The organism is Streptomyces daqingensis (genome assembly GCF_014645895.1).
Classification (GTDB): domain Bacteria; phylum Actinomycetota; class Actinomycetes; order Streptomycetales; family Streptomycetaceae; genus Streptomyces; species Streptomyces daqingensis.
Window position 1 is genome coordinate 195,521 of sequence record NZ_BMMP01000006.1, and the last position, 26,720, is coordinate 222,240.

General features: G+C 70.8%; 21 protein-coding genes. 3 read left to right on the plus strand and 18 right to left on the minus strand.

Going from position 1 to position 26,720, the window contains the following annotated elements; all coding sequences use genetic code 11:
• Positions 1-182: 182 nt before the first annotated feature.
• Together gltX and IEY56_RS11065 are read right to left on the minus strand one after the other, a co-directional pair.
• Complete coding sequence (gene gltX / locus IEY56_RS11060; RefSeq protein WP_189036962.1) at positions 183-1,748, minus strand: glutamate--tRNA ligase; 1,566 nt, start codon at positions 1,746-1,748, stop codon at positions 183-185.
• The gene (locus IEY56_RS11065; protein WP_189036963.1) at positions 1,741-2,523 is read right to left on the minus strand and encodes a fumarylacetoacetate hydrolase family protein; all 783 of its coding nucleotides are present in this window, start codon (positions 2,521-2,523) and stop codon (positions 1,741-1,743) included. The genes gltX and IEY56_RS11065 overlap by 8 nt, the downstream gene beginning before the upstream one ends.
• Positions 2,524-2,731: 208 nt before the next feature.
• Here IEY56_RS11065 and IEY56_RS11070 point away from each other — a divergent pair, with 208 nt between their 5' ends.
• Positions 2,732-3,292 carry a DUF1648 domain-containing protein gene (locus tag IEY56_RS11070; protein ID WP_189036964.1) on the plus strand — a complete coding sequence of 187 codons (561 nt, stop codon included), beginning with the start codon at positions 2,732-2,734 and terminating at the stop codon, positions 3,290-3,292.
• Positions 3,293-3,439: 147 nt separating this feature from the next.
• On the opposite strand, the gene IEY56_RS11075 is transcribed toward IEY56_RS11070, so the two are convergent.
• The 8 genes from IEY56_RS11075 to IEY56_RS11110 form a co-directional block, all read right to left on the minus strand.
• Positions 3,440-4,024 (minus strand): GTP-binding protein, encoded by a 585-nt coding sequence (locus IEY56_RS11075; RefSeq protein ID WP_045864938.1) that lies wholly within the window; start codon positions 4,022-4,024, stop codon positions 3,440-3,442.
• The gene (locus IEY56_RS11080) at positions 4,005-4,661 is read right to left on the minus strand and encodes a DUF742 domain-containing protein (RefSeq protein ID WP_229711785.1); all 657 of its coding nucleotides are present in this window, start codon (positions 4,659-4,661) and stop codon (positions 4,005-4,007) included. The genes IEY56_RS11075 and IEY56_RS11080 overlap by 20 nt, the downstream gene beginning before the upstream one ends.
• 131 nt (positions 4,662-4,792) lie before the next feature.
• Positions 4,793-5,206 (minus strand): roadblock/LC7 domain-containing protein, encoded by a 414-nt coding sequence (locus IEY56_RS11085; protein WP_045865126.1) that lies wholly within the window; start codon positions 5,204-5,206, stop codon positions 4,793-4,795.
• 10 nt (positions 5,207-5,216) lie between these two features.
• A complete protein-coding gene (locus tag IEY56_RS11090) occupies positions 5,217-8,252 on the minus strand; it encodes a sensor histidine kinase (RefSeq protein ID WP_229711786.1) in 3,036 nt (1,011 codons plus the stop codon).
• Between the two features lie 375 nt (positions 8,253-8,627).
• Positions 8,628-9,245 (minus strand): GTP-binding protein, encoded by a 618-nt coding sequence (locus IEY56_RS11095; RefSeq protein WP_373292062.1) that lies wholly within the window; start codon positions 9,243-9,245, stop codon positions 8,628-8,630.
• Positions 9,226-9,636, minus strand: coding sequence for a DUF742 domain-containing protein (locus IEY56_RS11100; protein WP_045864934.1), 411 nt, complete (start codon positions 9,634-9,636; stop codon positions 9,226-9,228). The genes IEY56_RS11095 and IEY56_RS11100 overlap by 20 nt, the downstream gene beginning before the upstream one ends.
• Before the next feature lie 71 nt (positions 9,637-9,707).
• Complete coding sequence (locus IEY56_RS11105) at positions 9,708-10,121, minus strand: roadblock/LC7 domain-containing protein (RefSeq protein ID WP_028433436.1); 414 nt, start codon at positions 10,119-10,121, stop codon at positions 9,708-9,710.
• A 9-nt stretch (positions 10,122-10,130) separates the two neighbouring features.
• Positions 10,131-13,706 carry a nitrate- and nitrite sensing domain-containing protein gene (locus tag IEY56_RS11110; protein WP_373292063.1) on the minus strand — a complete coding sequence of 1,192 codons (3,576 nt, stop codon included), beginning with the start codon at positions 13,704-13,706 and terminating at the stop codon, positions 10,131-10,133.
• A 604-nt stretch (positions 13,707-14,310) separates the two neighbouring features.
• On the opposite strand from IEY56_RS11110, the gene IEY56_RS11115 reads away from it, so the two are divergent.
• Entirely contained in the window at positions 14,311-14,499 is a 189-nt protein-coding gene (locus IEY56_RS11115) for a hypothetical protein (RefSeq protein ID WP_189036968.1), read from the plus strand.
• 111 nt (positions 14,500-14,610) lie between these two features.
• Here IEY56_RS11115 and IEY56_RS11120 read toward each other — a convergent pair whose 3' ends face one another.
• From IEY56_RS11120 to IEY56_RS11130, 3 genes are all read right to left on the minus strand, one after another.
• On the minus strand, positions 14,611-14,865 hold the full coding sequence (locus IEY56_RS11120; RefSeq protein WP_189036969.1) for an acyl-CoA carboxylase epsilon subunit: 255 nt from the start codon (positions 14,863-14,865) through the stop codon (positions 14,611-14,613).
• Between the two features lie 68 nt (positions 14,866-14,933).
• Complete coding sequence (locus tag IEY56_RS11125; RefSeq protein ID WP_229711787.1) at positions 14,934-16,547, minus strand: acyl-CoA carboxylase subunit beta; 1,614 nt, start codon at positions 16,545-16,547, stop codon at positions 14,934-14,936.
• 241 nt (positions 16,548-16,788) lie between these two features.
• Positions 16,789-19,209, minus strand: a complete 2,421-nt coding sequence (locus IEY56_RS11130) for a polysaccharide lyase 8 family protein (protein WP_189036970.1) — start codon at positions 19,207-19,209, stop codon at positions 16,789-16,791.
• A gap of 221 nt (positions 19,210-19,430) precedes the next feature.
• Here IEY56_RS11130 and IEY56_RS11135 point away from each other — a divergent pair, with 221 nt between their 5' ends.
• On the plus strand, positions 19,431-20,660 hold the full coding sequence (locus IEY56_RS11135; protein WP_189036971.1) for a cytochrome P450 family protein: 1,230 nt from the start codon (positions 19,431-19,433) through the stop codon (positions 20,658-20,660).
• A gap of 86 nt (positions 20,661-20,746) precedes the next feature.
• Here IEY56_RS11135 and cimA read toward each other — a convergent pair whose 3' ends face one another.
• From cimA to IEY56_RS11155, 5 genes are all read right to left on the minus strand, one after another.
• Positions 20,747-22,357: a citramalate synthase gene (gene cimA, locus IEY56_RS11140; RefSeq protein WP_189036972.1), complete on the minus strand. Its 1,611-nt coding sequence runs from the start codon at positions 22,355-22,357 to the stop codon at positions 20,747-20,749.
• Positions 22,358-22,802: 445 nt separating this feature from the next.
• The gene (locus IEY56_RS11145) at positions 22,803-23,906 is read right to left on the minus strand and encodes a branched-chain amino acid aminotransferase (protein WP_189036973.1); all 1,104 of its coding nucleotides are present in this window, start codon (positions 23,904-23,906) and stop codon (positions 22,803-22,805) included.
• Between the two features lie 312 nt (positions 23,907-24,218).
• Positions 24,219-25,256 carry a 3-isopropylmalate dehydrogenase gene (locus IEY56_RS11150; RefSeq protein ID WP_189036974.1) on the minus strand — a complete coding sequence of 346 codons (1,038 nt, stop codon included), beginning with the start codon at positions 25,254-25,256 and terminating at the stop codon, positions 24,219-24,221.
• Positions 25,257-25,481: 225 nt separating this feature from the next.
• Positions 25,482-25,613 (minus strand): hypothetical protein, encoded by a 132-nt coding sequence (locus tag IEY56_RS28825; protein ID WP_268241323.1) that lies wholly within the window; start codon positions 25,611-25,613, stop codon positions 25,482-25,484.
• A gap of 247 nt (positions 25,614-25,860) precedes the next feature.
• Positions 25,861-26,655 carry an HAD family hydrolase gene (locus IEY56_RS11155; protein ID WP_189036975.1) on the minus strand — a complete coding sequence of 265 codons (795 nt, stop codon included), beginning with the start codon at positions 26,653-26,655 and terminating at the stop codon, positions 25,861-25,863.
• Between the last annotated feature and the right edge of the window lie 65 nt (positions 26,656-26,720).

The following is a 26,720-nucleotide window of genomic DNA, read 5'->3' on the forward strand; positions in this document are numbered from 1 at the left end:
GCTGATGCGGGCAGCCGTGCCACCGTCACCCCCCACCCCGGCCCACAGCACGCCGCTGAGGGCTACTTCGTCCCTGACGAGCCGCTTCTGCGGACGCTCCCCCGGCGCCCAGTCGCCCCGTGGAACGCCGCCGGGCCCACCGGTGTTCGCCGGCGGGCCCGTGCGTTTCGGACGGGGCGTGCCTACTGCTGGGCGTCCAGCTTCGCCAGCGCCGCGTCGACGCGGGCCAACGTCCGCTCCCGGCCGAGGACTTCGAGGGACTCGAAGAGGGGAAGGCCGACCGTGCGCCCCGTGACGGCGACGCGGACCGGGGCCTGGGCCTTGCCCAGCTTCAGGCCGTGCTCCTCACCCGCGGCGAGGACGGCCTCCTTCAGCGCCTCGGCCTTCCAGTCGGCCTCGGCGAGCTTCGTACGGGCTGTGCGCAGCAGGTTCTCCGCGCCCGGCTTCATCGCCTTCGTCCAGGACGCGTCGTCCGCGACGGGCTCGTCCAGGAAGAGGAAGTCGACGTTGGCGGTGATGTCGGAGAGGACCGTGAGGCGCGTCTGGGCCAGCGGAGCCAGCTCTTCGAACGCCGCCCGGTCGAAGGCCTCCGGCGCCCACGGGGCGTAGGGCGCGCGCAGCCACGGCTCGCACGCCGTGATGAACTCGTCGAGCGGGAGTTCGCGGAGGTGCGTGGCGTTGATCGCCTCGCACTTCTTCAGGTCGAAGCGGGCCGGGTTGGCGTTGACGTCGGTGATCTCGAAGGCGGCGATCATCTCGTCGAGGGTGAAGATGTCGCGGTCCTCGGCGATCGACCAGCCCAGCAGCGAAAGGTAGTTGAGCAGGCCCTGCGGCAGGAAGCCGCGCTCCCGGTAGAGGTTGAGCGAGGCCTGCGGGTCGCGCTTGGAGAGCTTCTTGTTGCCCTCGCCCATGACGTACGGGAGGTGCCCGAACGCGGGGGTCGTGCCGTTGCCGACGCCGATCTGCGCCAGGGCGCGGTAGAGGGCGATCTGGCGCGGGGTCGACGAGAGCAGGTCCTCGCCGCGCAGTACGTGCGTGATCTCCATCAGCGCGTCGTCGACGGGGTTGACGAGCGTGTAGAGCGGGGCTCCGTTGGCGCGGACGATGCCGTAGTCGGTGACGTTCTCCGGGGCGAACGTCAGCTCGCCGCGGACGAGGTCGGTGAAGGTGATCGTCTCGTCCGGCATGCGGAAGCGCACGATGTGGCTGCGCCCCTCCGCCTCGTACGCGGCGATCTGCTCGGGGGTGAGGTCGCGGCACTTGCCGTCGTAGCCGGAGGGCCGCCCGGCCTTGCGGGCGGCGTCGCGGCGCTCCTCCAGCTCGTCCGCCGTGCAGTAGCAGGGGTAGGCGTAGCCGTGTTCCTGGAGCTTCGCCGCGATGTCGGCGTAGATCTCCATGCGCTGCGACTGGCGGTACGGGCCGTGCGGGCCTCCCCCTGGGCCTGCGGCCCGGGCGGTACCCCCAGGGCCGCCGGACGCCTCGTCGAACGGCGCGGGGCCCTCGTCCCAGTCGATGCCGAGCCAGCGCATGGCGTCCAGCAGCTGCTCGTAGGACTCCTCGGAGTCCCTCGCCGCGTCGGTGTCCTCGATGCGGAAGACGAGAGTGCCGCCGTGGTGGCGTGCGAACGCCCAGTTGAACAGGGCGGTGCGGATGAGCCCGACGTGGGGGTTGCCCGTCGGGGAGGGACAGAACCGTACGCGGACGTCCTTCGGGTCGACCGTGGACGGGGTCGCGGTCGCGTCAGTCACGCTTGACCACCTTGTTGGTGAGAGTGCCGATGCCTTCGATGGTGACGGCGACCTCGTCGCCGATGTTCAGGGGGCCCACACCCGCTGGGGTGCCGGTCAGGATCACGTCGCCCGGAAGCAGGGTCATGGCCTCGGTGATGTGGACGACCAGGTCCTCGACGGAGCGGACCATCTCGCTCGTCCGGCCGAGCTGCCGCTGGTCGCCGTTGACGGTGCACATCACGCCCAGGTCGGAGGCGTCCAGCTCGGTCTCGACCCAGGGGCCGAGCGGGCAGGAGGTGTCGAAGCCCTTCGCCCGCGCCCACTGCGACTCGGCGCGCTGCACGTCGCGGGCCGTGACGTCGTTGCCGCAGGTGTAGCCGAGGATGACGTCCTTGACGCGCTCCCGGGGGACGTCCTTGCACAACCGCCCGATGACGACGGCCAGTTCGGCCTCGTAGTGCACCTCGGACGAGAAGGACGGGTACGCGATCGGGTCGTGGGGGCCGCACACCGAGGTGGAGGGCTTGAAGAAGACGACCGGGGTGTCGGGGACCTCGTTGCCCAGTTCCTTGGCGTGCTCGGCGTAGTTGCGGCCGATGGCGACGACCTTGTTGGGCAGCACCGGCGGCAGCAGCCGCACCTTGCCCATGGGGAGTTTCTGGCCCGAGCGCTCGAACTCCGCGAAGGGGTGGCCCTTGATGATGTCGAGGACGGGGCCGCCTTCGGTCTCCGCGTCCCCTTCCACGACGCCGAAGGCGACGTTTCCGTCGAGGGAGAATCTTGCGATGCGCACGGGTTCGGGTGTCCTTCAGGTGAGGCGTGGGTGACGACGCTCCAGCGTATGCCACGCGGCAGGGGCCGGTCCCCGCCCCCCGGGCGCGCGTGCGGGGCGGCTCCGGGCGGTGCCCGGCCCGGCCCGATGCGGTGAGGCGGGCACAATCGCGGGGAGGACGACGCGTCGTCCCTCGGACTGTACGGAGCGAGCGGAAGCGGGGGAAAGCATGGCGGAGGGAACACGGAACGGGCGGAGCGGAGCGTTGTGGGTCTGGCTGGCCCCGAGCCTCCTGATGCTGTGCGGCATGGCGGCGTGGGGCGCGCTGCGGTACCCGTACCTGCCCGGCCGGGTGCCGTCGCACGTGGGTCCGGGCGGCGTCGACGCGTGGACGGACAAGACCCTCCTGGCCGCGTTCGTCCCCGTCCTCGTCTACGCCGGCCTCACGGCCGCCCTCGCCGGCAGCGCGGCGCTCTCGGCCCGCATCACGCCGCTGGACGAGCTGGCCCGCCCCCAGGGCCGCTGGCCCGCGGTGGCGAACTCGCTGACGAACCGTCCGGCGAGCGCCACGTCCGCCCGCCGTACCGCCAGAGCGCTGCTGATGATGAACGCGCTGTACGGGGTCGCCCTCGTGCCGCTGTGCTGGGTCCAGTGGCGCACGGCGGAGACGGCCGCGATACCGGGATGGGTGCTGCCCGCCACACTGGCTCTCCTCGTTCTGGGTCTCGTGCCGCTGGGCGACGCGTGGCGGCGGGACGCCGCGGAGAAGAAGGCCCTGAAGGCCGCCTGAGCGCCGCAGGACGCCCCGCGCCGTGCCGGGTTGGCGGGGCATGCCGCGAGTGCGTGCCGGGGCCCGGGCTCCCGCAGACGAACGACGAAGAGCCGGACCCCGTCCGGCTCTTCGTCGTTGCGGCGACTCCGCGTGCTGCCCGGCCGCTCAGCGCAGGCGGGCCATCAGTGCGTGCTCGACCAGAGTGATCAGCGCGCTCTTCGCGTCCGAGCGGTGGCGCGCGTCGGTGGTGATGATCGGCGCGTCCGGGCCGATCTGCAGCGCTTCGCGGACCTCTTCCGGGGTATACGGCTGGTGGCCGTCGAAGCCGTTCAGCGCGATCACGAAGGGGAGGCCGGAGTTCTCGAAGTAGTCGACCGCGGGGAAGCAGTCCGCGAGTCGGCGGGTGTCGACCAGCACGACGGCACCGATCGCACCGCGCACCAGGTCGTCCCACATGAACCAGAAACGGTCCTGCCCCGGCGTACCGAACAGGTACAGGATCAGGTCCTGGTCGAGAGTGATGCGGCCGAAGTCCATGGCCACCGTGGTGGTGGTCTTGTCACCGGTGTGGGTCAGGTCGTCGATCCCGGCGGAGGCCGAGGTCATCACGGCTTCCGTGCGCAGCGGATTGATCTCCGACACGGCACCCACGAAGGTCGTCTTGCCCACACCGAAACCACCGGCGACCACGATTTTCGCGGAAGTGGTGGAACGGGCAGCAGCGCCGCCGCTAGAGCTTCCGAAGTCCACTGAGCACCCTTTCGAGCAGTGTCACGTCTGGCTGGCCGTCGGCGTCGGTGTCCTCGCCGCCGGGCTGGTGGATGGCGACGAGTCCGGCCTCCGCCAGGTCGGCGACGAGGATACGGGCGACGCCAAGGGGAATGGAGAGAAGTGCCGAGATCTCAGCTACCGATTTGATCTCATAGCACAGCCGGCAGATCCGCTGATGCTCCGGCAACTGGCCCTGCAGTCGGGCCGGTTCAGCAGAAGTATGCACCAGAGCCTCGATGGCGAGCTGGTAGCGGGGCCTGGTACGGCCACCGGTCATGGCGTACGGGCGCACCAGCGGCTGCTGCTCGGTGCGGCCGTTGTGGCTCCCCGCGTCGCTGCGCGGGGCGGGCTGCACAGGCTGGATGCGGGGTGGCGGGCCCTGGTCGTACTGCCCCCCGCCGTACGACTGCTCGCGACGGCCGCCGTACAGCCCCTCGTCGAACTGCGGCGGCTCCTGCCGCTGCGGGGGCGGCTGCTGCCGGCGCGGAGGCTGAGGCTCGTCGCGTGAGTGGGCGCCCACGTGCCTGCTGGGCGTCGAGGGGAAGTTGAACCGCTTCGGGCGCGCGTTCTCATGACCACTGCCGTACGACGACGGGCCGCCTGGGGGCATTGTCACGTTTCCTCCTCCGACTCACGGACGTGCTTGCCACATCATTCCGCCTGCTCCAGCTCGTTGAGTGAGCGCCGCATCCCCAGCACCTTATGGCGCGGAGGCGCAACGCGCACTGCCTGACTACTGGTTGAGAATCAGTTGAGCAGGCTGCCTTGCAGTTCAGCACGGAGGTCCGGGGTGAGAACCGTACCCGCGCGATCGACGAGAAGTGCCATCTCGTAGCCGACCAGACCGATGTCGGCGTCGGGATGGGCGAGGACCGCCAGGGCGGAGCCGTCGGAGATGGACATGATGAAAAGGAATCCCCTCTCCATCTCCACCACTGTCTGGTTCACCATGCCGCCCTCGAAGATGCGGGAGGCTCCGGCGGTGAGCGAGGTCAGCCCGGAGGCGACCGCGGCCAACTGGTCGGCGCGGTCGCGCGGGAAGCCCTCGGACATCGCGAGCAGTAGCCCGTCCGCGGAGACCACAACCGTGTGGGAAACACCGGGGGTGCTGTCCACGAAGTTGGTGATCAACCAGTTCAGGTTCTGCGCCGCCTGGCTCATCGGGCTCACACTAACGCTCCTGATCGTAGGTGCTGCCGGGGCCGAAGCCCTGTCGGTCATTGTGGGGGCCGTCACCCGCACCGCGCCCTCTGCGGACGCCCCGGTGCAGGTTACTCAGCCTGCCACGGACGTCCTCCGGCGCACGGGAGACCGCGGGGCCTCCCTGCATGGGTGCTTCGGCTGTGCCCTCGACCAGGTTGGCCCTGGGCACCCGCCTGGGAAGGCCGGATGAAGTGGTACCACCGGACTGCGGTTCGCGCAGCCGGCCCGCACGGTTCCAGCGCTCGTCGTTGGGCGACTGCCAACTCCCGGAGGATTCCGTTTGACGCTGGGGTTCCTGGTGTTGCGCCTTGGGTCCACCCGCCTGCCCCTGCCGCGCCGTCTCTCGGCGCGGCAGACCTGCGCCGGTAGTGGAGCGGTAGTCGCTCGGGCCGGGACCCGGCCGGTCGAAGCCTACGCCGTTGCTGCCGTTCCCGTGAACGCCGGGTGCGGATTCCGCTTGTGGCTCCCCGGGAACGAGACGGTCATCTGCGGACGGCCCCGTTCCGGGCCCGGGCTCCGGCGGCTCGTGCTGCCCGTACGCCGGCTGCCACCCGGGATCGGCCTGCCGGCCGCCGAACTCGGGCCGGCCGTACGGCTGTTGCTCGTACCCGGAGGGCGCGGGCCGCAGCGGGCGGGGGTCACCGGCCGGACGCTCCTCCAAGCCGTCTCCCGGACCCGCGCGGTGCCGGCCCGGACGCTCCCGGAGGCCGTCGTGGCCGCCGGCTCCCGGCAGGGACGGGCCCAGGGGGTCGAGCGCGGAGACGTCGTCGGGGATCTCGTAGGAGCCGTCGTCGAAGCCGAGTTCGGCCGCGGAGCGGGCCCCCGTCAGTTCTCCCTGCTGCTGCCGGGGAGGCTGGGGACGCTCCGGCATGATCCGGGAGACGCTGAAGTCCTCGAAGGCGTCCTCCTCGCCTCCGCCGCCACGGGTGATGGCCTCGGGAAGCATCACCAGGCACGTCGTGCCCGCCTGTTCACCGGAGGGCCGCAGCTGGACGCGGATGCCGTGCCGGTCGGCGAGGCGGCCGACCACGAACAGGCCCATGCGCTTGGCCAGACTGGCGTCCACCGTGGGCGGGTTGGCCAGCTTGTGGTTGATGTCGGCGAAGTCCTCGGCGGTCAGGCCGATGCCCTTGTCGTGGATCTCGACGACGACGCGGCCGTCGGGCAGCCGGGTCGCCGTGACGTGCACCTTCGTCTGCGGCGACGAGAACGTGGTGGCGTTCTCCAGGAGTTCGGCCAGCAGGTGCACGAGGTCGTTGACGACCTGGCCGTGGATCTCGCTCTCCGGGATGCCCGAGAGCTCGATGCGCTCGTAGTGCTCCACCTCGGACGAGGCGGCCCGCAGGATGTCGACGAGCGGGACGGGCTCGTTCCAGCGGCGGCCGGGCTCCTCGCCGGCGAGGACGAGGAGGTTCTCTCCGTTGCGCCGCATACGGGTGGCCAGATGGTCGAGGCGGAAGAGGCTCTCTAGCTGATCCGGGTCGGCCTCGTTGTTCTCCAGGTCGGAGATCAGGCCCAGTTGGCGCTCGATGAGGCCCTGGTTGCGGCTGGAGAGGTTCGTGAAGATCGCATTGACGTTTCCTCGCAGCAGCGCCTGCTCGGCCGCGAGACGCACGGCCTCGCGGTGCACCTGGTCGAAGGCCCGCGCGACCTCGCCGATCTCGTCCCGGCTGTCGATCGGGATGGGCGCGACCCTCGTGTCGACCCGTCCCGGATCCGTACGGGAGAGCTGGTCGACGAGCGAGGGAAGCCGCTCCTCGGCGATGCCGAACGCGGCGGTGCGCAGGTTGCGCATGCCGCGGCTCATCGAGCGGGCCATCATGCCCGCGACGACGAAGGCGAGAAGCAGCGAGACCAGCACGATGAGCGCGTTGACGAAGGCGTCCTGCCGCGCGTCGGAGGAGATCTGCTCGGTCTCCTCCACCGCCTGGTCGGCGAGCTGCTTCTCCACGGCGCGGTAGGCGTCGAACTTGAGGGTGCTGGAGGCGAACCAGCTCTTCGCGGTGATGCCCTTGGCCTTCAGCGCCCGGGCGCCGGAACCGGAGACGATGGCCGGTATCGCCTTCTCCGCGGGCGGCGGCGGTACGTACTGCCCGCCCGCTGCCTGCACCTTCGCCTTCTGGACCGCCGCGAGCTTCTTGCCCTTGGCCTCGGCGCGGGCCTTCTCGCGCTTGAGCAGCGCGATGTCCTCGGGGCGCCCGCCGCCGACGTACTCCTCCATGGCGATGCGCTCGAGGTAGGCGTAGGAGGTCAGAGCGGTGAACTGCCGCTTCCGGTCGGTCTTCGACGGCCCGGGGCGCACCAGGATGTGCATGGCGATGGAGCGCTCCAGGGACTGCGCCGCCTTGCCCAGGGAGATCGAGTAGACGGTGCGCCCGTAGGAGGTGATGTTGCCCGTGCCGAAGCCGAGTTCGTTGGCGAACTCCATCAGCGGGTGCTGGATCGTGACGTAGCCCTCTTCGGTGCGCACGCCGCTCAGACGATCGGTGTACGCCGCCCTGCGGAGCTCGCCCAGCTTGGGCTCCACCTTGCGGAAGACAGCCAGCCGGCGCTTCAGCCCGGGCTTGTCCGGCATCGCCGTCACGGCGCGGTCGAAGCCCTCCTTGGCGCGGTCGGTGACGGCGCGTACGCGCTCGACTGACGGATCGTTCCGGCGGCCCGCGAGCAGGGGCGCCACGGTGCGGTCGCGCTCGTCGATGAGGGCGTTGCCGTAGGTGGCGGCCGCGCGCACGAGCTCGGCGGTGCGCTGCGCCTCGTCCGCCTCGTTCCAGGTCTCGACGGAGTCCTGGACCCGGAAACCGCCGAAGACCAGGCCGACGATCACGGGAATGAGGAGGATCGCGTTGAGGCGGGTTCTCACGCGCCAGTTCCGGACCGCCAGCCGGCTGCCGTTGCCGCCGCCGGCAGGCAGTCCGGTGCTCGCCGCACCCAGGGACGGCGGTGTGAAGTTGCCCCGGGACTCCTGGCTCGCCCGTGTCGCAGCGCCCGTCTTGCTTCGCCTCACGCGACTCCTCACCTCTTGGACCCGGCTGTCCGACATCGGCCGTTACGCGGATCCCGTCGTGCCACTCGCTACTGCTGAGTTCAGCGCATTTCAGCACGTCAGAACAGAGCGAGCCAAACAGTTGGTCGAGGCGGGAACGAGTCAGTGAGAGGCCCTTAAAAAGGGGCAGAAAGCGACAGTCACGACATCGCGGGCAAGTTTTGTGAGCAGAGTGAAGTTTTCTGCTCGCCAGCAGTGTTCACGAAGCCGTAATTCACTGTCGAAACGTTATGAATTCGGGCCCGGGCATGGCGAAGAACACAGCCGGACGCTGCGGGCAGCGTTACCGGCTGTGTCATCAACTCGACGTACGGTGCGTCTAGTTGGCTCCGCTGTTCACTTCAGGCGGGCGAGCAGCGCGTGCTCGACCAGAGTGATCAGCGCACTCTTCGCCTCGGCGCGGTGCCGGGCGTCGGTGACGATGATCGGCGCGTCCGGGCCGATCTGCAGCGCCTCACGGACCTCCTCCGGCCCGTAGGGCTGGTGGCCGTCGAAGCCGTTCAGCGCGATCACGAAGGGGAGGCCGGAGTTCTCGAAGTAGTCGACCGCGGGGAAGCAGTCCGCGAGTCGGCGGGTGTCGACCAGCACGACGGCACCGATCGCACCGCGCACCAAGTCGTCCCACATGAACCAGAAACGGTCCTGCCCCGGCGTACCGAACAGGTACAGGATCAGGTCGTCGTCGAGAGTGATGCGGCCGAAGTCCATGGCCACCGTGGTGGTGGTCTTGCCGCCGGTGTGGGTCAGGTCGTCGATCCCGGCGGAGGCCGAGGTCATCACGGCTTCCGTACGGAGCGGATTGATCTCCGACACGGCACCCACGAAGGTCGTCTTGCCCACACCGAAACCACCGGCGACCACGATTTTCGCGGAGGTCGTCGAACGGGCCGCCGCAGGGGCTCCGTAACCCATCGTCTGCCCCGTCGTCTGCGGGCTAGAGCTTGCGAAGTCCACTGAGCACCCTTTCGAGCAAGGTCACATCCGGAGCGCCACCAGGTTCGGAACCGCCGCCGGGCTGATGGATGGCCACCATGCCGGCCTCGGCGAGGTCGGCGACCAGGATCCGGGCCACGCCGAGCGGTATCGCGAGCAGGGCGGAGACCTCCGCCACCGACTTGACCTCACGGCACAGATGGCAGATCCGCTGGTGCTCGGGGAGCAGACCCTGCAGCTGCATCGGGTCGGCGCTCGTGCTCACCAACGCCTCGATCGCAAGCTGGTAGCGCGGCCTTGTACGGCCGCCCGTCATGGCATAAGGGCGCACCAGCGGCTGGTCGCCCTCACCTCCGTACGGTGCGTGCTGGTATGGGGCACCGTACGGGCCGGGCGTGGCTGGCGGGGTCATGGCTCCTCCGAGCGAGGCATGAGGTCGGGTCGGCTAACGGTCTGAGGTGGCACATGATGCTGCGGTTCGGATCAGTTGAGGATGCTCCCCTGAAGTTCAGCGCGCACGTCAGGGGTGAGGACTGTTCCCGCACGGTCGACCAGCAAGGCCATCTCGTAACCGACGAGACCGATGTCGGCCTCGGGGTGTGCGAGGACGGCGAGAGAGGAGCCGTCCGAGATGGACATGATGAAGAGGAACCCCCGTTCCATCTCCACCACGGTCTGGTTGACGGGACCCCCCTCGAAGATGCGTGAGGCGCCCGCGGTCAGTGAGGTCAGCCCGGAGGCGACCGCCGCCAACTGGTCGGCGCGGTCGCGCGGGAAGCCCTCGGACATGGCCAGAAGGAGGCCGTCCGCGGAGACCACCACCGTGTGCGACACACCTGGGGTGTTGTCCACGAAGTTGGTGATCAACCAGTTCAGATTCTGCGCCGCCTGGCTCATCGGACTCAACTAACGCTCCTGCTGGTAAGTGGGGCCAATGCCGCGGCCGTTCGTCGTACCGGCCTGCCGGCCCTGCTGGATGCCGCGGCGTAGGTTGGTCAGCCGGCCACGGACGTCGTCAGGGGCGCGGGAGACCTGGGGACCGGATTGGGCGGAGGACTGCTGCTGCGCGGTACCCGCGACAAGGTTGGCGCGGGGCACGCGACGCGGCAGACCCGAAGTGGTGACTCCCCCGGCGGCGGGCTGGCGGACCTGTTCGGCCTTGCGCCAGCGCTCGTCGTTGGGAGAGGCACCCCAGTACGCACCCGGGTCGGCGCTGCTGTGCGCTTCCCCGGTCGCGTGGGCGGAGTTCGCAGACGCGCTCTCGGCGGTGCCCCGAGCGGTCTGACGCTGCGGCATCGGCGGCACGGCGGAGGCCGGCTGGCCGGGCCGTGGTGCGGGTGCCTGGTGCGAGGGTTCCGTCGCCCCCTCGTTCCTGTCCCCGCGGGGAGCGGGGGGAGGCGCCGAGGAAGCGGCACGGAACCAGTTGGACTCGATGGCCTCGAAGATCGGCGTGGGTGCGTCGGCGGCTGCCGGCGGCACCGCGGGTATGCCGAAGTCCGGGTCGTAGGCGGGCGCCTGCTCGTTCTGCGACCGGTCGGGCTGTGCGTGCTCGCCGGTGTCCTGCGGGCTCTGGCCCTGCTGCTCCCTGCCGGGAGCGGCACCCTGGCCGCCGCTGGAAGCGCCGGTGAACCCGGGACGGGCGAACTCTCCGGTGTCCGAGACGTCGGAGTCGTCGTGCCCGCGCGGGCCGTCCTCGCCGGAACCCGAAGGGGACGCCCAGCTGGGACGCTGGCTCCACTCCTCGGGACGGGCGAACTGCCCCGTCTCGGCGGGCGACGGCGGACGCTGGAACTCACCCGTGCCCGAAGGCTGCGGGGGACGCGCGAACGGGCTCGCCTCGGAAGGCTGCGGCGGGCGGGCGAACTGGCCCGTGTCCGAGGGCGGCAGGGGGCGCTCGCCGGTGTCCTGGTTGGGCTGCGGCGGGGCGGCGTACTCGCCCGAGGCCTGGTTGCCCTCCCAGCTCTGCCAGTCGTCCGGCCTGCTGAACTCGCCCGTGTCGCCCGGGCCGCGCTGGCCACCGGGGCCTCCCGGACCACCGGGACCCGACGGGCTCGCGTTGCCGCCGGTCAGCTGACCGGCCGGGCCGGGACGCTGAGGCAGCGGCGGAACCTGGCGGTTGAGCGGCGGAGCGGCGGGCGGGCCGCTGCGCGGCTTGCCGTTGCCCGCACCGCTGTCGCTGAAGAAGTCGTTCGCCGGAGCGCCGTTGTCGCCCGGTCCGGTTCCGGCGCCCACGGGGGCTCCCCCGCCGGGCAGTTCGGGGCGGGCCTCGCCGCCGCCGACGGGACGCGCCTGCCCCATCTTGGCACCGGGGCCGCCGCTCGGGCCGCGCTGCAGCGCGGCGGCGAGGCCGGTGCCCTTGGGCGCCGCGGCGGCCGCCGACTTGGCCTTGCCGGGCTGCGGCGGCTGGGCGCCGCCCTGCGCGACGTCGACGGGAAGCATGACCAGCGCGGTCGTTCCGCCGGAGTCCGAGGGGCGCAGCTGGATGCGGATGCCGTGACGCAGCGAGAGGCGGCCGACCACGAACAGGCCCATGCGGCGGGAGACCGAGACGTCCACCGTCGGGGGGCTGGCCAGCCGCTCGTTGATCGCGGAGAGGTCCTCCGGCGAGAGGCCGATGCCGGTGTCGTGGATCTCCACCAGCACCCGGCCGTCGGGCAGGGCGTGGCCGGTGACCTTGACCTTCGTCTGCGGCGAGGAGAACGACGTCGCGTTCTCCAGCAGCTCGGCCAGGAGGTGCACGAGGTCGTTGACGACGCGGCCGGCGACCTCCGTGGCGGGCACGGAGTTCAGCTCGATGCGCTCGTACTGCTCCACCTCGGACGCGGCCGCGCGGAGGACGTCCACGAGCGGGACGGGCCTGGTCCAGCGGCGGCCCGGCTCCTCACCCGCGAGGACGAGGAGGTTCTCGCCGTTGCGGCGCATACGCGTCGCGAGGTGGTCCAGCTTGAACAGCGACGAGAGCTGGTCCGGGTCGGCCTCGCGGGACTCCAGTTCGGAGATCAGCGAGAGCTGGCGCTGGATGAGGCCCTGGCTGCGGCGCGAGAGGTTGGTGAACATCGCGTTGACGTTGCCCCGGAGCAGTGCCTGCTCGCCCGCGAGCCGGACGGCTTCGCGGTGGACGTCGTCGAACGCGGAGGCCACACGGCCGATCTCGTCCCGGCTGTGCACACCCACGGACTCGACAGAGGTGTCGACGTCCTGGGGCTCGGCCTCGGACATCTGCTTGACCAGCTCGGGAAGGCGCTTGCGGGCGACGTCCTGAGCGGTGTCCTGGAGCCTGCGCAGCGAGCGGACCATGGAGCGGGCCACCACGAACGCGCCGACGAGCGATATGCCGAGGACGAGCAGGATGATCGCGCCGTTGATGATGGCCTCGCGCTGCGCGGCGGAGCGCAGTTCGCGAGCCTGCTGCTCCAGCTGCGAGAGGAGCGCCGACTCGATCTTGGCCATCTCGTCGATCTTGGAGCGGTCCTGGTCGTACCAGTCGGGGTACGAGCGGGTCTCGCTCTTGATGCCGTCGGGGTTGTTCAGCACGCGGTCGCGGTACTTGTCCGCCAGCGTGATGTTGACGACGCCGCCGTCGAGGGGCTTCGTCAGCTCGACGGCGCGCTCGTCGCCGTAGATCTTGGTGAAGCTGTCCAGCGAGGCGTCCTCGCTGTCGGCGGCGGTCTTGCCGAACAGCCGGTCGCTCTCGGAGAGCTCGGGACCGCCCTTGCGGGCGAGGCCCGCGGAGATGATCGCCCGCTGGATGGAGGCGTGCTCCTTGGCGGTGGAGAACGCCGCCAGCGCGCGCGTGCTCTGGATCATCTCGGAGTTGTTGGAGGCCTGCGCCATGTCCTGCGACAGGGACAGCAGCGAATCGATCAGCTGGTTGTAGCTGTTGACCGTCTGCGAGACCGAGTCCTCGTTGTCGTAGGCCCGGTCGCGGACGTCCTTGATCGCCGTCACCTGGCGGGTGATGTCGAGGACGGTCGACTGGACGCCCGCCATCACCTGGTCGGTGCCCTCGATGTCGGCCGTCGCTTCCTTGAACGCGCGGAAGGACTGGTCCGTCTTCTGCCGGGGCCCGACGACCGTGTCGTCCTTCTGGTTGCCCGTGGCGATCAGGGGGCCGGCCGAGCGGTCGCGCTCCTCCTGGAGAGCGGAGGCGAGTTCGGTCGCCTGCTCCGTCATCTCCGTGAGCAGCTTCATGTTCTCGAGCTGGTCGACCTTGCCCAGCGAGTCCTGGATGCGCAGGGCTCCCAGAGTCGTGGCCGCGACGACGGGAAGCGCGAGCAGCGAGACGAGGCGCGTGCTGATCCGCCAGTTGCGCAGCGCGACCCGGGACCCGGGCCCGGGAGGCGTTCTGACGCGCTCGGGGGCGGATCCCTCACTGCCCGTACCGCTGCCCGAACGGTTCGTCGCCGCGCTGTCGTCCTCGTGCACGGCGGCCGTGGGGCCGGTCTGCTGGGCGCGCTGGGGCGAGGTGCCGCGGTCGGTCATTCCGCGCGGCTCCACGTCCCCCGCTGCGCTGCCATCCCTCTTGAAACGTCCCTGCACTAGCGTCGCAACCTCTGGACCAGGCGCCCCTCCGCTTGGGACGGCGGGACGGTATCGAGTCTTGGGGGTCCCAAGGCCCCCCTGGCGGTCGTGAGTGACCGGCGCGCGTCCCCTGACCGCCGCGCGGCGCTGCTCTGCGCCCCTGCGCGCCGGTTGTTTCCCGCGGCGGTCCGTGGAATTCCAGCACAGTGCCGGATCTCCAACAAGGCCTGTGGAAAACCCGGATGGAGATGTGACGCTGCGCCGATGTTCCGTCACTTCTTGTGGAACGCACTTTTCGTGATTCCGGACTTTTCAACGGCAGATCGTAAAGGTTCTGCGACGGGTCTGCACCGGCCCGGGACCACGAAACTCCTTTTCCGACCCCGATGTCCGCTTCGGCGGTTCTCAACTTCCGTCCCCTGTGCCCTTTTTGCCCCTGCTCCGGTGAGGAAACTCACACGCTCCGCATTGCCTGCGTCACGCACTGGAGGTAATCCGGGAACTTAAGCTGGTTTACAGAATGCGTTGTAACGACAACTGATGGAAAGTTGAGAGGTACGGTCGAGTGAAGACCACCCTTATCACGCGCAACACGGCCAACCCGCGCCGGACCACCCTGGCCAGCCTCCAGGACGCGGACGAGCTGACCACCGAGGCCGTCGCCGCGGAGGCGCTGGACGCGGACTTCGGGGAACTGCCCGCGCAGACGGCGAACCCGCAGCGCACGGTACTGGAGGACGCCCCCGTCGCCTGAAGCGGCCCCCGGCGCGGCGAACATCAGGACGCCCCCCGTGAGTTCACCGGGGGGCGTCCTTTCGCGTCTCTCGCTCGCAGGCGGCTCTCAGCGGCCCGCAGGGGCGCTTTCTCAGCCCTGCCAGCTGTGCGGGGCGCGGAACCCGCGGGCGCGCTCCAGGCGCCTCCAGCCGGCCTTGCTGCGGCCTGCCTCGCGGGGGGCCGGGATCGCCGAGTGGCGCGCCGTGGCCGCGGCACGGGCGAGCAACAGGGCCGTGACGGCGGCCAGTTCCTCCTCGTTCGCGTGTCCCTTCTCGACGCGCACCAGACGGGCGGCGTCGGCGCGGAGGGCGGCTTCGGCGGTGCGCGTTCTGTCGCTGGTCTTCATCGGCTGTCGCTTCCCTTGCTGACGGACTCGGCTGAGATCCTGCTGCGGACTCTGCTGACTCTGCGGGCTCACTGGGGCGGGTTGCCGTGCTTGCGCGACGGCAGGTCTGCGTGCTTGCTGCGGAGCATCTGGAGGGACCGGACGAGGACCTCGCGCGTCTCCGCGGGGTCGATCACGTCGTCCACCAGGCCGCGTTCGGCGGCGTAGTACGGGTGCATCAGCTCGGCCTTGTACTCCTTGACCATCCGCGCGCGCATGGCCTCGGGATCGTCCGCACCGTTGATCTGCCTGCGGAAGATGACGTTCGCCGCACCCTCGGCCCCCATGACCGCGATCTCGTTCGTCGGCCACGCGAACGTCAGGTCGGCGCCGATGGACTGGGAGTCCATGACGATGTACGCGCCGCCGTATGCCTTGCGCAGCACCACCGAGATGCGGGGCACGGTCGCGTTGCAGTACGCGTAGAGCAGCTTGGCGCCGTGCCGGATGATGCCGCCGTGCTCCTGGTCCACGCCGGGCAGGAAGCCCGGGACGTCCAGCAGCGTGAGGATGGGGATGTTGAAGGCGTCGCACATCTGGACGAAGCGGGCGCCCTTCTCGGACGCCTCGATGTCCAGCACGCCCGCCAGCGACTGCGGCTGGTTGGCGATGATGCCGACGACCTGACCGTCCATCCGCGCCAGGCACACGATGAGGTTGGTGGCCCAGCGCTCGTGGATCTCCAGCAGATCGCCGTCGTCGACGATCTCCTCGATCACCTTGCGCATGTCGTACGGGCGGTTGCCGTCCGCGGGCACCAGGTCCAGCAGTGCCTCGCCGCGCCGGTCGACGGGGTCGTGGCACTCCTCGACGGGCGGGTTCTCGCGGTTGTTGCTCGGCAGCATCGACAGCAGGTAGCGCACCTCTTCGAGGCAGGACTGCTCGTCGTCGTACGCGAAGTGGGCCACGCCGGAGGTCCCGGCGTGCACGTCCGCGCCGCCGAGGCCGTTCTGGGAGACCTGCGCGCCGGTGACCGCCTGGACCACGTCGGGTCCGGTGATGAACATCTGCGAGGTGTCGCGGACCATGAAGACGAAGTCCGTGAGCGCCGGCGAGTAGGCGGCGCCGCCGGCGCACGGGCCGAGCATCACGGAGATCTGCGGGATGACTCCCGAGGCCTTGGTGTTGCGCTGGAAGATCCCGCCGTACCCGGCGAGCGCCGAGACGCCCTCCTGGATACGCGCTCCCGCACCGTCGTTGAGGGAGATCAGGGGCGCTCCGGCGGAGATCGCCATGTCCATGATCTTGTGGATCTTCGTGGCGTGCGCCTCACCCAGCGCACCGCCGAAGATGCGGAAGTCGTGCGCGTAGACGAAGACCGTGCGGCCGTGCACGAGGCCCCATCCGGTGACGACGCCGTCGGTGTAGGGCTTCTTCTCCTCAAGGCCGAACCCGGTGGCACGGTGCCGCCGCAGCGGCTCCACCTCGCGGAACGTCCCCTCGTCCAGGAGGAGTTCGATCCGCTCCCGGACGGTCAGCTTGCCCTTCGCGTGCTGAGCCTCGGTCGCCCTCTCGCTGGGGCCCTGGCGGGCGCGCTCCCGCAAAGCGTGCAGTTCGGCCACGCGTCCGCGGGCGTCCTGGGCGGGGGCTTCCCCCGATACGGGATCCGCGGCCTGCTGCGAGGACTGGGGCTGATCGGTCATGTATAGACCCTACGAAACGCCGAGCCGATTCTTCCTCGTCAGATTCAGACAGTGTCCAAGGCCGATTCATGGTCGCGCTGGACAGAACTGCGCCTTCACATCACGTCCAAACAGGGAAGTCTCACACCGGACGCGCGCGTGGCTGTGGGGTTCCCACAGCCACGCGTCAGCAATTTGTCGGTGTCCTGTCAGGCGCTCGGGAGGTACGGGCCCCGGGCCGTCCCGCCCCTCGCGTCCCAGCTCAGCGCAGCAGCACCGTACAGCTCAGAGTGGCTCCCGCCGTGCCCGGAGTCACGCGCAGCCGGAGGCCGCCGCCCCCTCGGGAGGGCTCCAGAACCTCGATCCCCTCGTCGGCGTCCGGCACTTCGCGCACCCTCCTGTGCCAGGTCAGCTCGAACGGCTCCCCCGTTCTGGCGGGTTCCGACACATGCAGCCGCGCGGTGCGTCCTTCCCGCCGTATCAGGACGCTCGACGGAGCTCCCGCCGAGAGGGCGCCCGCCCTGCCCGCCTCCCAGAAGTTGGCGGCCGACAGTCCGAGGCTCCTGATCGTGACGGCCTGCTGCGCGGCGGAGTTGGCGTCGACGGTGAGCCAGCGGGGGTGCGCGGCACGGGCGGCGACCTCGTGCGCGCCCGCACCGGGCATCAACAGGTAGACGTAGCCGGCGTCCTGAGGGTCGGTGCCGTGGCTCGTCCACAGGGTCAGGTAGCGGCGGGTGACCGGATCGGTGACGCTGCCCTCGTTGATGTCGGACCAGGCGCCGTCGCGGTCCTCGCACTTCACGCGCAGCGCCGTCCGGTCCGGCCAGATCCAGCCGCCGTGACCCGCCAGATGCGCCCAGCCGGCGTGCCGGAGAGTGCGCGTGCGGCCGGGACCGGGCACGAAGCGCCGGCCGTCCACCGTCAGCGCTGCGCCGCCGCGCTCCCCGAGGTTGCGGTTGTCGAAGACGGTCCCCACGTCCGTGCCGTCCTCGCAGCCGATGCCCGCACCGAGGCAGACGACCGCGTCGTCCGCGAAGAACCAGGACTTGCGCGCGGTCAGCGTGCTCTCCAGGCCCCGCACGTGCTGGCCGGCAGCCGCGTAGTGCCCGTCGGTGGCGCCTCCCGCCCAGCGTGCGTCGGGTTTCGGCTCGCCCCATTCGCCGCCCGCGTTGTCGGGCAGTCTCTTGGCCGAGACGGTCGTGCCCGGCAGCCGGTAGAAGTCGACGGTGGGCCAGAAGTCGTCCGTGTACTGGCCGAGAGTGCTCGGGCCGCCCCACCAGTAGAGCATCCCGGCGCCCGTGTGCCATCCGCGTGGATTCTCCCCGTTGCCCGCCTCGTAGTAGGCGATCCGGTCCGAGGCCATCGAGAGGTTCGCGCACCAGCCCGGCCGGCGGTGCACCGCGCGCGCCATGGCCGGAAACAGCCGGTGCCCCACGGGCTCGGGTGCCGCTTCCCCGCCCTCCTCGCCGGCCACCGCGTGCAGCCGGGCGAGGTCGGCGACGTCGAACTGCGGGTCGGTCAGCACGGGGAGTTCGGTGTCGCGCTCGATCCAGCCCCGCACCATCGCGTTCCAGCGGCGCCGCTCGGCCTCGCTCGCTCCCCCGGCCAACAGCGCGACGGCGGCGACGAGTTGGTGCCCCCTCGTGTGGTCGCTCTGCCGGATGCCCTTCGTGTCCTGCTTGAGGATGCCGCGGGAGATCGCCCTGCCGCTGACGCTGTCCATCATCAGCCCGTCGTGCAGCAGCGGGGCGTACGCGTTCTCCACGCTGTCGAGGATGATCTGCCGCGCCGGATCGGTGACCTCCCAGCTCGTGCCGTCCAGCAGCGTGAACAGCCTCCCCAGCCCGTCCAGCAGCACGTACCCGTAGGTGCCGGAGTAGGCGACCCAGGTGTGCTGGACGAAGGAGCCGTCGGCGTAGAGGCCGTCCCCCTCCGTGACGTAGGGGAAGACGGGCGAGAGCGACGAGGAGGCCAGCGCGATCTTCTCCGGGGCCTCGCCGAGGACCCCGCGCACCGCGTAGACGCGGCAGAAGTCGACGCGGTTCGCACCGGTCGAAGTGCCCGTGTACTCGTCGAAGACGGACTCGGGGAGGAAGTGGTCGACGGCCGCGAGGTAGGCGGCCCGCTCGGACGCCTCTATCTCGTCGTAGAGCATCGCGACGATGTCCAGGAGCAGCCGGGGGCTGCCTATCTGCCACTCCCACCAGTTGCCGTACGGCTCGGTGCCCGCGCGGTAGATCCGCTCGTGCACGTGGGCGAGACCCGAGATGACGGCGTCGAGCAGCGCGGCGTCACCTGTGCAGCCGGTGCCGGGCTGGACGTAGCCCAGCGCCATCGTCTCCAGCCGCTGGTAGGACTGCGTGATCCCGGAAGGCGGGTCGAACGGGTAGCCGGGGAAGAGCGAGTCGTCGGTGGGCTCCATCTCGGCCCGCAGCGCGAGGGCTTGCTCTCCCGTCTCCGCGAGACGGGAGGCGTACGGCTCGGCGTCCGGGTCGAAGCCGCTGCCGAGGGCCAGGTCGAGCCAGCGGCGCCGCAGCGCGGCGAAGTCGTCGGCCGCGGCGGCCGGACGGCCGCGCGGGATCTTGGTCGAGGCGGAGGCGGTGCCCTCTGCTGTGAGGGTGAGGGCACTCGCGGCGGAGGCGGCCAGAAAGGTGCGTCTGGGCCAGTTCGGCGTGGGCGGCACGGGAAGGACCCCTCTCGAAGTGGCATAGACCTCTTTGAGCGTCTTTGGGTGTCTAGCAGTGCGGGGACGCCGCGGCAATGGGCGCCGCAGGACCGCCGGGCGGCCGTCCGCGGCCTCGGCGTAGGCCCTGCCAGGCGCTCAACTCCCTTGCGGGGCGAGGACGCAGAGCGGATATTGCATCTCGGCCCATCCCGCGCACACGGCCGGACAGGAGTCGCACCATGACCGACGCACCCGAGCCACCGCACCGTATGGACCCCTCAGGAGCCGCGCAGCACGCGGCCAGCCGCCGGCTGCGGGACAGGTGTCCCGCAGCGCCGGTCCTGCTCCCGGGGGACGTCGAGGCGGTGGCCGTCACCGGGCACGACGAGCTCAAGGAGCTGCTCTCCCATCCCGGAGTCGCCAAGAACGCACGCCACTTCACGGCCCTGTGGGAAGGCCGGATACCGGAGGGCTGGCCGCTGTCCGTCTACGCCACCGTCGAGGGGATGACGACCGCGGACGGCCCCGACCACCGGAGGCTTCGGGGGCTCGTCGCGAGGTCGTTCACGCCGCGCCGAGTGGAGGGCCTGCGCCCGCAAGTGGAGCAGCTGACCGCCGAACTGCTCGACGGATTAACGGAGTTCACTGAGCCGGACGGCACGGTCGACCTGCGGGAGCACTTCGCCTATCCGCTCCCCATGAACGTCATCTGCGCGCTCCTCGGGGTGGACGGTGATTCGCGCGACCGTCTGCACCGGCTCTTCCGCGTCCTGCTCAGCACGGATTCGGCGCCCGCGCAGATCGTCGAGGCCAACAGGGAGACGGCCGGCGTCTTCGCGCGCGTCGTGGCCGCACACCGCGCCGAGCCGCGGGACGACCTCACGAGCGCCCTCGTCGCCGCCCGCGACGAGGACGGGGACCGGCTGAGCGAGCGGGAGCTTGCGGGCACACTGCTGCTGCTCACGGTCGCGGGCCACGAGACGACGATGAGCCTGATCACCAACGCCGTGCGGGCCCTGTGCACCCACCGCGAGCAGCTCGACGCCGTGCTGGCGGGCGCGGCCACATGGCAGGCCGTCGTCGAGGAGACCCTCCGCTACGACGGGCCCATCGGCTTCTTCCCGTTCCGCTACCCCACCAGCGACATCTCCCTGGCCGGGACCGTCATCCCTCAGGGGACACCGGTCCTCGCCGGCTATCTGGGGGCCGGACGCGACCCCCGTGCGCACGGCGCCGACGCCGACCGCTTCGACGTCACCCGCACGCCCGCCGCGCACCTCTCCTTCGGCCACGGCGCCCACTTCTGCATCGGCGCGCCCCTGGCCAGGATGGAGGCCGCGATCGCTCTCGAAGCACTCTTCGCGCGCCGCCCACGGCTCCGACTGGCGGTACCGGACGAGGAGTTGCCGCCCCGGCCCAGCCTCGTGGGCAACAGCCGCAGCGTGCTGCCGGTACGGCTGGACGGCTGACGGGCCGGACGCGGTCGCCCGCGACGAGGCGGGACGGCGCCGGGCCGGGGAGCCCCGTCCCGGCCCGGCGCCGCGGGTCCGGTCGTCTACTCGTGGGGCTCCACCCCGGCTCGCAGCAGGCCGTACGTGTAGGCGTCGTCGAGCGCCTGCCAGGAGGCCGCGATGATGTTGCCCGCGACGCCGACGGTCGACCACTCGGCTCCCCCGTCGCTCATCGAGACCAGCACGCGCGTCGTCGAGTCGGTGCCGTGCGCGCCCTCCAGGATGCGGACCTTGTAGTCGACGAGGGAGAGCTTGGCCAGCTCCGGGTGGAGCCGCTCCAGCCCGCGGCGCAGCGCGCGGTCCAGCGCGTTGACGGGCCCGTTGCCCTCGCCGGTGGCGACGATCCGCTCGCCCTTAGCCCACAGCTTGACCGTCGCCTCGTTGGCCTGGTCGCCGTCGGGGCGCTGCTCCACGATGGTGCGCCAGGACTCGAGCCGGAAGAAGCGCCGCGAGCGGCCGTCCACCTCGTCGCGGAGCAGCAGCTCGAACGAGGCGTCGGCGGCCTCGTAGGTGTAGCCCTTCAGCTCCTGCTCCTTGACGCGCTCGACGATCCGGCCGACGAGGTCGCGGTCGCCCTCCAGGTCGTAACCGAGCTCCCGGCCCTTCAGCTCGACGGACGCGCGGCCCGCCATGTCCGAGACGAGCATCCGCATGGTGTTGCCCACGCGCTCCGGGTCGATGTGCTGGTACAGATCCGGGTCGACCTTGATCGCGGAGGCGTGGAGGCCCGCCTTGTGCGCGAAGGCGGAGGTGCCGACGTACGGCTCGTGCGTGGAGGGGGTCAGGTTGACGACCTCGGCGATCGCGTGCGAGATCCGGGTCATCTCCTCCAGCGCGCCGGCCGGCAGCACCTGCTTGCCGTACTTGAGCTGCAGGGCGGCGGTGACGGGGAAGAGATTGGCGTTGCCCACCCGCTCCCCGTAGCCGTTCGCCGTGCACTGCACGTGCGTGGCGCCGCCGTCGACCGCGGCGAGCGTGTTGGCGACGGCGCAGCCCGTGTCGTCCTGCGCGTGGATGCCGAGGCGCGCTCCCGTGTCGGCGAGGACGGTGCGGACGACGGCGTGGATCTGCGCGGGCAGCATCCCGCCGTTGGTGTCGCACAGCACGACGACGTCGGCCCCCGCCTCGTGGGCGGCGCTGACGACCTGCTTCGCGTACCGGGCGTCCGCGTGGTAGCCGTCGAAGAAGTGCTCGCAGTCCACGAAGACGCGGCGCCCCTGCTCGCGCAGGTACGTCACGGTGTCGCGGACCATCGCCAGGTTCTCCTCCAGCGTGGTGCGCAGCGCCAGCTCGACGTGCCGGTCGTGGGACTTGGCGACGAGCGTCACCACGGGCGCACCCGACTCGGCCAGGGCCCTGACCTGCGGGTCGTCCGCTGCCCGCACGCCTGCCTTGCGGGTCGAGCCGAAGGCCACGAGCTGCGCGTTCCGGAAGTCGATCTCCCTGCGGGCGCGCTCGAAGAACTCGGTGTCGCGCGGGTTGGCACCCGGCCATCCGCCCTCGATGAAGCCGACGCCGAACTCGTCGAGGTGACGGGCGATCGTCAGCTTGTCGGCGACGGTGAGGTTGATGCCCTCACGCTGGGCCCCGTCGCGGAGGGTGGTGTCGAAGATGTGGAAACTGTCGTCCGGAGTGGCCGGGGCGTCGGTGGTCATGGCTGTTGTGGCTCCTGAAGGATGAGCGAGATCCGGAATGCCTGGCTCTGCTTGTCCCGCGTTACTCCTGGTTCCGCGTCGCGCTGCCGCTTCCGGCGGGGTGGTCCGGAAAACGAAAAAACCTCTCGCGGGTGCGAGAGGTCTGCGCGCGGGTCTGGGACACGGTGGCCGCCACCGCACAGGGGGTCTGGGTGCGGCAGTCGGTCACTGAGGACCGGCGCGCCTGCTGCCGATAATCATGGCGAACGAGGACACGTCGGCGAGTCTTGCACAGACCCGCCTCGGGCACGTAAAGCGTCTCACCATGCGGAAAGCGGGACGGAGCCGTCACCGGGGAGCGGTGGCGGGCGCCGCCCGCCACCGCATCGTCCCGCTCAGCGGGCTCCGTCGCTCCGGTGGCCCCGCCCTCGCGGCCTTGGCCGGGGACACAGGGGCCGCGAGGGTGTCAGGACAGCGGCCGCATCCAGCCATGCGCGTCCTCGGCCTTCCCCGTCTGGACGGCGAGCAGCTTCTCGCGCAGCTGCATGGTGATGGAGCCCGGCTGGCCGTCGCCGACCTTCCACGCTCCGTCCGCGCACTTCGCCTCGCCGACGGGGGTGATCACCGCGGCCGTGCCGCAGGCGAAGACCTCCGTGATGGTGCCTTCGGCGTTGCCCTCCCGCCAGTCGTCCACGGTCAGCCGGGTCTCCTCCGTCGCGTAGCCGAGGTCGGCGGCGAGCGTGAGCAGCGAGTCCCGGGTGATGCCGGGCAGCAGCGTGCCGGTGAGCGTCGGCGTGACGATCTTCGCGTCCTTGCCGGAGCCGTGCACGAAGTACAGGTTCATGCCGCCCATCTCCTCGATGTAGCGGCGCTCGACGGCGTCCAGCCAGACGACCTGGTCACAGCCCTGCTTCGCGGCCTCGGCCTGTGCGACCAGGGACGCGGCGTAGTTGCCCGCGCACTTGGCCTCCCCGGTGCCCCCGGGTGCGGCCCGCACGTACTCCTGGGAGAGCCAGACGGAGACGGGCCGCACGCCGCCGGGGAAGTACGAGCCGGCCGGCGAGGCGATGAGCATGAACAGGTACTCGTTGGCGGGCCGCACCCCGAGTCCGACCTCGGTGGCGAACATGAAGGGGCGCAGGTACAGCGACTCCTCCCCGCTGCCCGGCACCCACGCGTCGTCCTGGCGCACCAGCACCTCGCACGCCTCGATGAAGGTCTCCTCCGGCAGCTCCGGCATCGCCAGACGGCGTGCGCTGCGCTGGAAGCGGCGGGCGTTGGCGTCCGGACGGAAGGCGGCGACGGAGCCGTCCGGCTGCCGGTAGGCCTTCAGCCCTTCGAAGATCGACTGGGCGTAGTGCAGGGTCATGTTGGCCGGGTCGAGCTGCAGTGCCGCGTACGGCTGGAGCTGTGCGTCGTGCCACCCCCGGCCCTCGGTCCACTTGATCGTGACCATGTGGTCCGTGAAATGACGGCCGAAGCCCGGGTTCTTCAGCACCGCCTCGCGCTCCGCGTCTGGCAGCGGCTGGGAGGAGGGCTTGAGGTCGAAGTCGATACGAGGCGTCGTCATGATGAGCGCGTCCTTCACTGTGTGTCGTGGCGGACCGCGCTCCCGTTCGCCCTCAGTTGCCAGGACGTCCGAGCTTTCCCTGATGTGCCGGCCCCCACGTTCCGATTATCACGCGAAGGCCCGAGGGTGAGTCCGGGTGGGCGGCCCCTGAATGGATGGTGGCACCCCGACCCCCGCGTAGCACAGCGGCCGGGCGACGCATGCCCGGCCGATTGTCACCGCCGCGCGTACGCAGCCGCTACCGGCCGGGGGTTACCGGCGCCGGCGGTGACGGGACCCCGCCCCGGTGGTCCGGGGCGGGTGCCGGCGGGCTCAGCCGGCTACTCGTACGGCCAGTGCGTCGCCGATCTCGTCCGTCGTGCGGGCGGCGGCACGCCCGGCCAGGTCGGCGGCGACGGCGTCCTCGACGCGGACGGCCTCCGCCTCCATGCCCAGGTGCCGCAGCAGCAGGGCGACGGAGAGCACCGTGGCCGTGGGGTCGGCCTTGCCGGTGCCGGCGATGTCGGGTGCGGAGCCGTGCACGGGCTCGAACATGGAGGGGTACTCGCCGGAGGGGTTGATGTTCCCGGAGGCGGCGAGGCCGATGCCCCCGCTCACGGCTGCGGCGAGGTCGGTGATGATGTCACCGAAGAGGTTGTCGGTGACGATCACGTCGAAGCGTGCGGGATCGTTCACGAGGAAGATCGTGGCCGCGTCGACGTGCAGGTAGTCGGTGGTGACCTCGGGGTACTCCCGGCCCACCCTGTCGAAGGTGTTCTTCCACAGGTGGCCCGCGTGCACCAGCACGTTGTTCTTGTGCACGAGCGTCAGCTTCTTGCGGGGGCGTGCCTGGGCGCGCTCGTACGCGTCGCGCACGACACGCTCGACCCCGTAGGCGGTGTTCACGCTGACCTCGTTGGCCACCTCGGCGGGCGTGCCGGTGCGGATGCTTCCGCCGTTGCCGACGTACGGGCCCTCGGTGCCCTCGCGGACGACGACGAAGTCGATGTCCGGACGGCCGGCCAGCGGCGTCTCCGTGTTCGGGAAGAGCTTTGAGGGGCGCAGGTTGACGTAGTGGTCGAAGGCGAAGCGCAGCTTGAGGAGGAGCCCGCGCTCCAGCACCCCGGAGGGCACCCCGGGGTCGCCGATGGCGCCGAGGAGGATCGCGTCGTGCTGCTTGAGCTGCTCGAGCTCGGCGTCCGTCAGCGTCTCGCCCGTGGCGTGCCACCGCTTGGCGCCCAGGTCGTAGGGCTTGGTCTCGAGCTTCACGTCCTGAGGGAGCACGGCTGTCAGGACCTTCAGGCCCTGGGCCACGACTTCCTGGCCGATTCCGTCACCGGGGATCACTGCGAGGCTGATGGTGCGAGACATGGCAGCGACCCTAGTGGTTGTCCCAGAGCATGACACGTGCCGTCCATATCGCGGACGGGGGTCCGCGTCCCCGCAGGTGGACGGAGGCCGTGCGAGCCCGTCGTGCGCCTCGACACCGCACCGGCTGGAGGCGGTCGGGACTCGGGCGGACAGCTGCGGACAGCTGCGGACAGACGAACGGCGGCGGGGCGGCTCGGTCACGCCGTGCCGCCCCGCCGCCGTTCGTCAGTGGCCGGTCGAACCGCCGTTGTCGCGACGGTCGAGCGCGCGCTGGAGGGCGGCGGCGGCGTTCTTGCGGTCGGCGTCGCGCTTCGTACGGGCGGCGTGCCGCATGCGGCGGCGGGCAGTCTCATCCATGATCAGCAACTCCTTCTGCACAGAAAGATCGAAGAAGAGTGGGGTCGATAGACGCCGGAAGGGGCGGGGGCCTGAGGTGCAGCAGGGGTCGCCTGCGCGGAAGCACCGCAGCCTCATCCGCCGGTCGCTGGATGAGCGAGACGTTCGGCTTCTACAAAGGTAGAGGTGGCGGGCAGTGTTGTCTCGCCAAATAGTTGGTCTTCCTAGTATCTGAGACGAACACCACTCGGTTCAGGCCACGAGGACGTTACGGAAGTCGCGCGAGGAGCGCGGGCAGCTCACCTAGGCCAGTGATGCGCCTGGTCACGGCGGTGACGCCCGGGGCCGCCGGGGGTCCCTCCCCCGCGTCCCCCAGTGTCCCCGGCGCCTCGCCGGCCTCCGCCGCCACCCCTGTGACGCCGGTGGCGGGCGAAGCGCCGGGCGCCCCCGTGCGGTCGAGCCACACGCCGTGCAGCCCGGCCTCGCTCGCCGCGCAGGCGTCGATGTCGTATCTGTCCCCGACGTAGGCGACTTCCCGAGGCGGAAGGCCGAGCGCCGCGCAGCCGGCACGGAACGCCTCGGGAGCGGGCTTGGCGTGGCCGATTCCGTCCGCGCACAGCAGCGTCTCCATCCGCTCCCGGATGCCCAGACGCCGCAGCTTGCGCTCCTGCACGGCAGCGGACGAGTTGGAGAGCACCCCGTGCCTGTAGCGGGGCGTGAGCGCGTCCAGCGCGGGGACGGCGTCGGGGAAGAGCGTCCAGGCCTGCTCGTACAGCGCGACGTACCGTCCGAACCAGGCGTCGGCCTCGGCGTCGGGGAGGGGCGTGCCGAGGAAGGCACGGGCCCGCTCCCTGCGGTGCTCCAGGAAACCGAGCTCTCCGCTGACGAAGCGTGCGAACTGCTCCTCCATCACCTCGCGCCAGCGTGCGAGAGCGGCCTCCGGCGAGGGGTGGCGTGCGAGCAGCCGTTCCGCCTCGATGTGGCGCAGGGCTCCGGCACGGTCCGAGCCGGTGTAGTCGAAGAGGGTGTCGTCGACGTCCCACAGCACGGCGCGGATCGGCATGTGCCGGACGGTACCAGGCAGTTGGCGGCCGTACTGGCAGTCGCCGGCGGCCCTGCCGGGCGCCG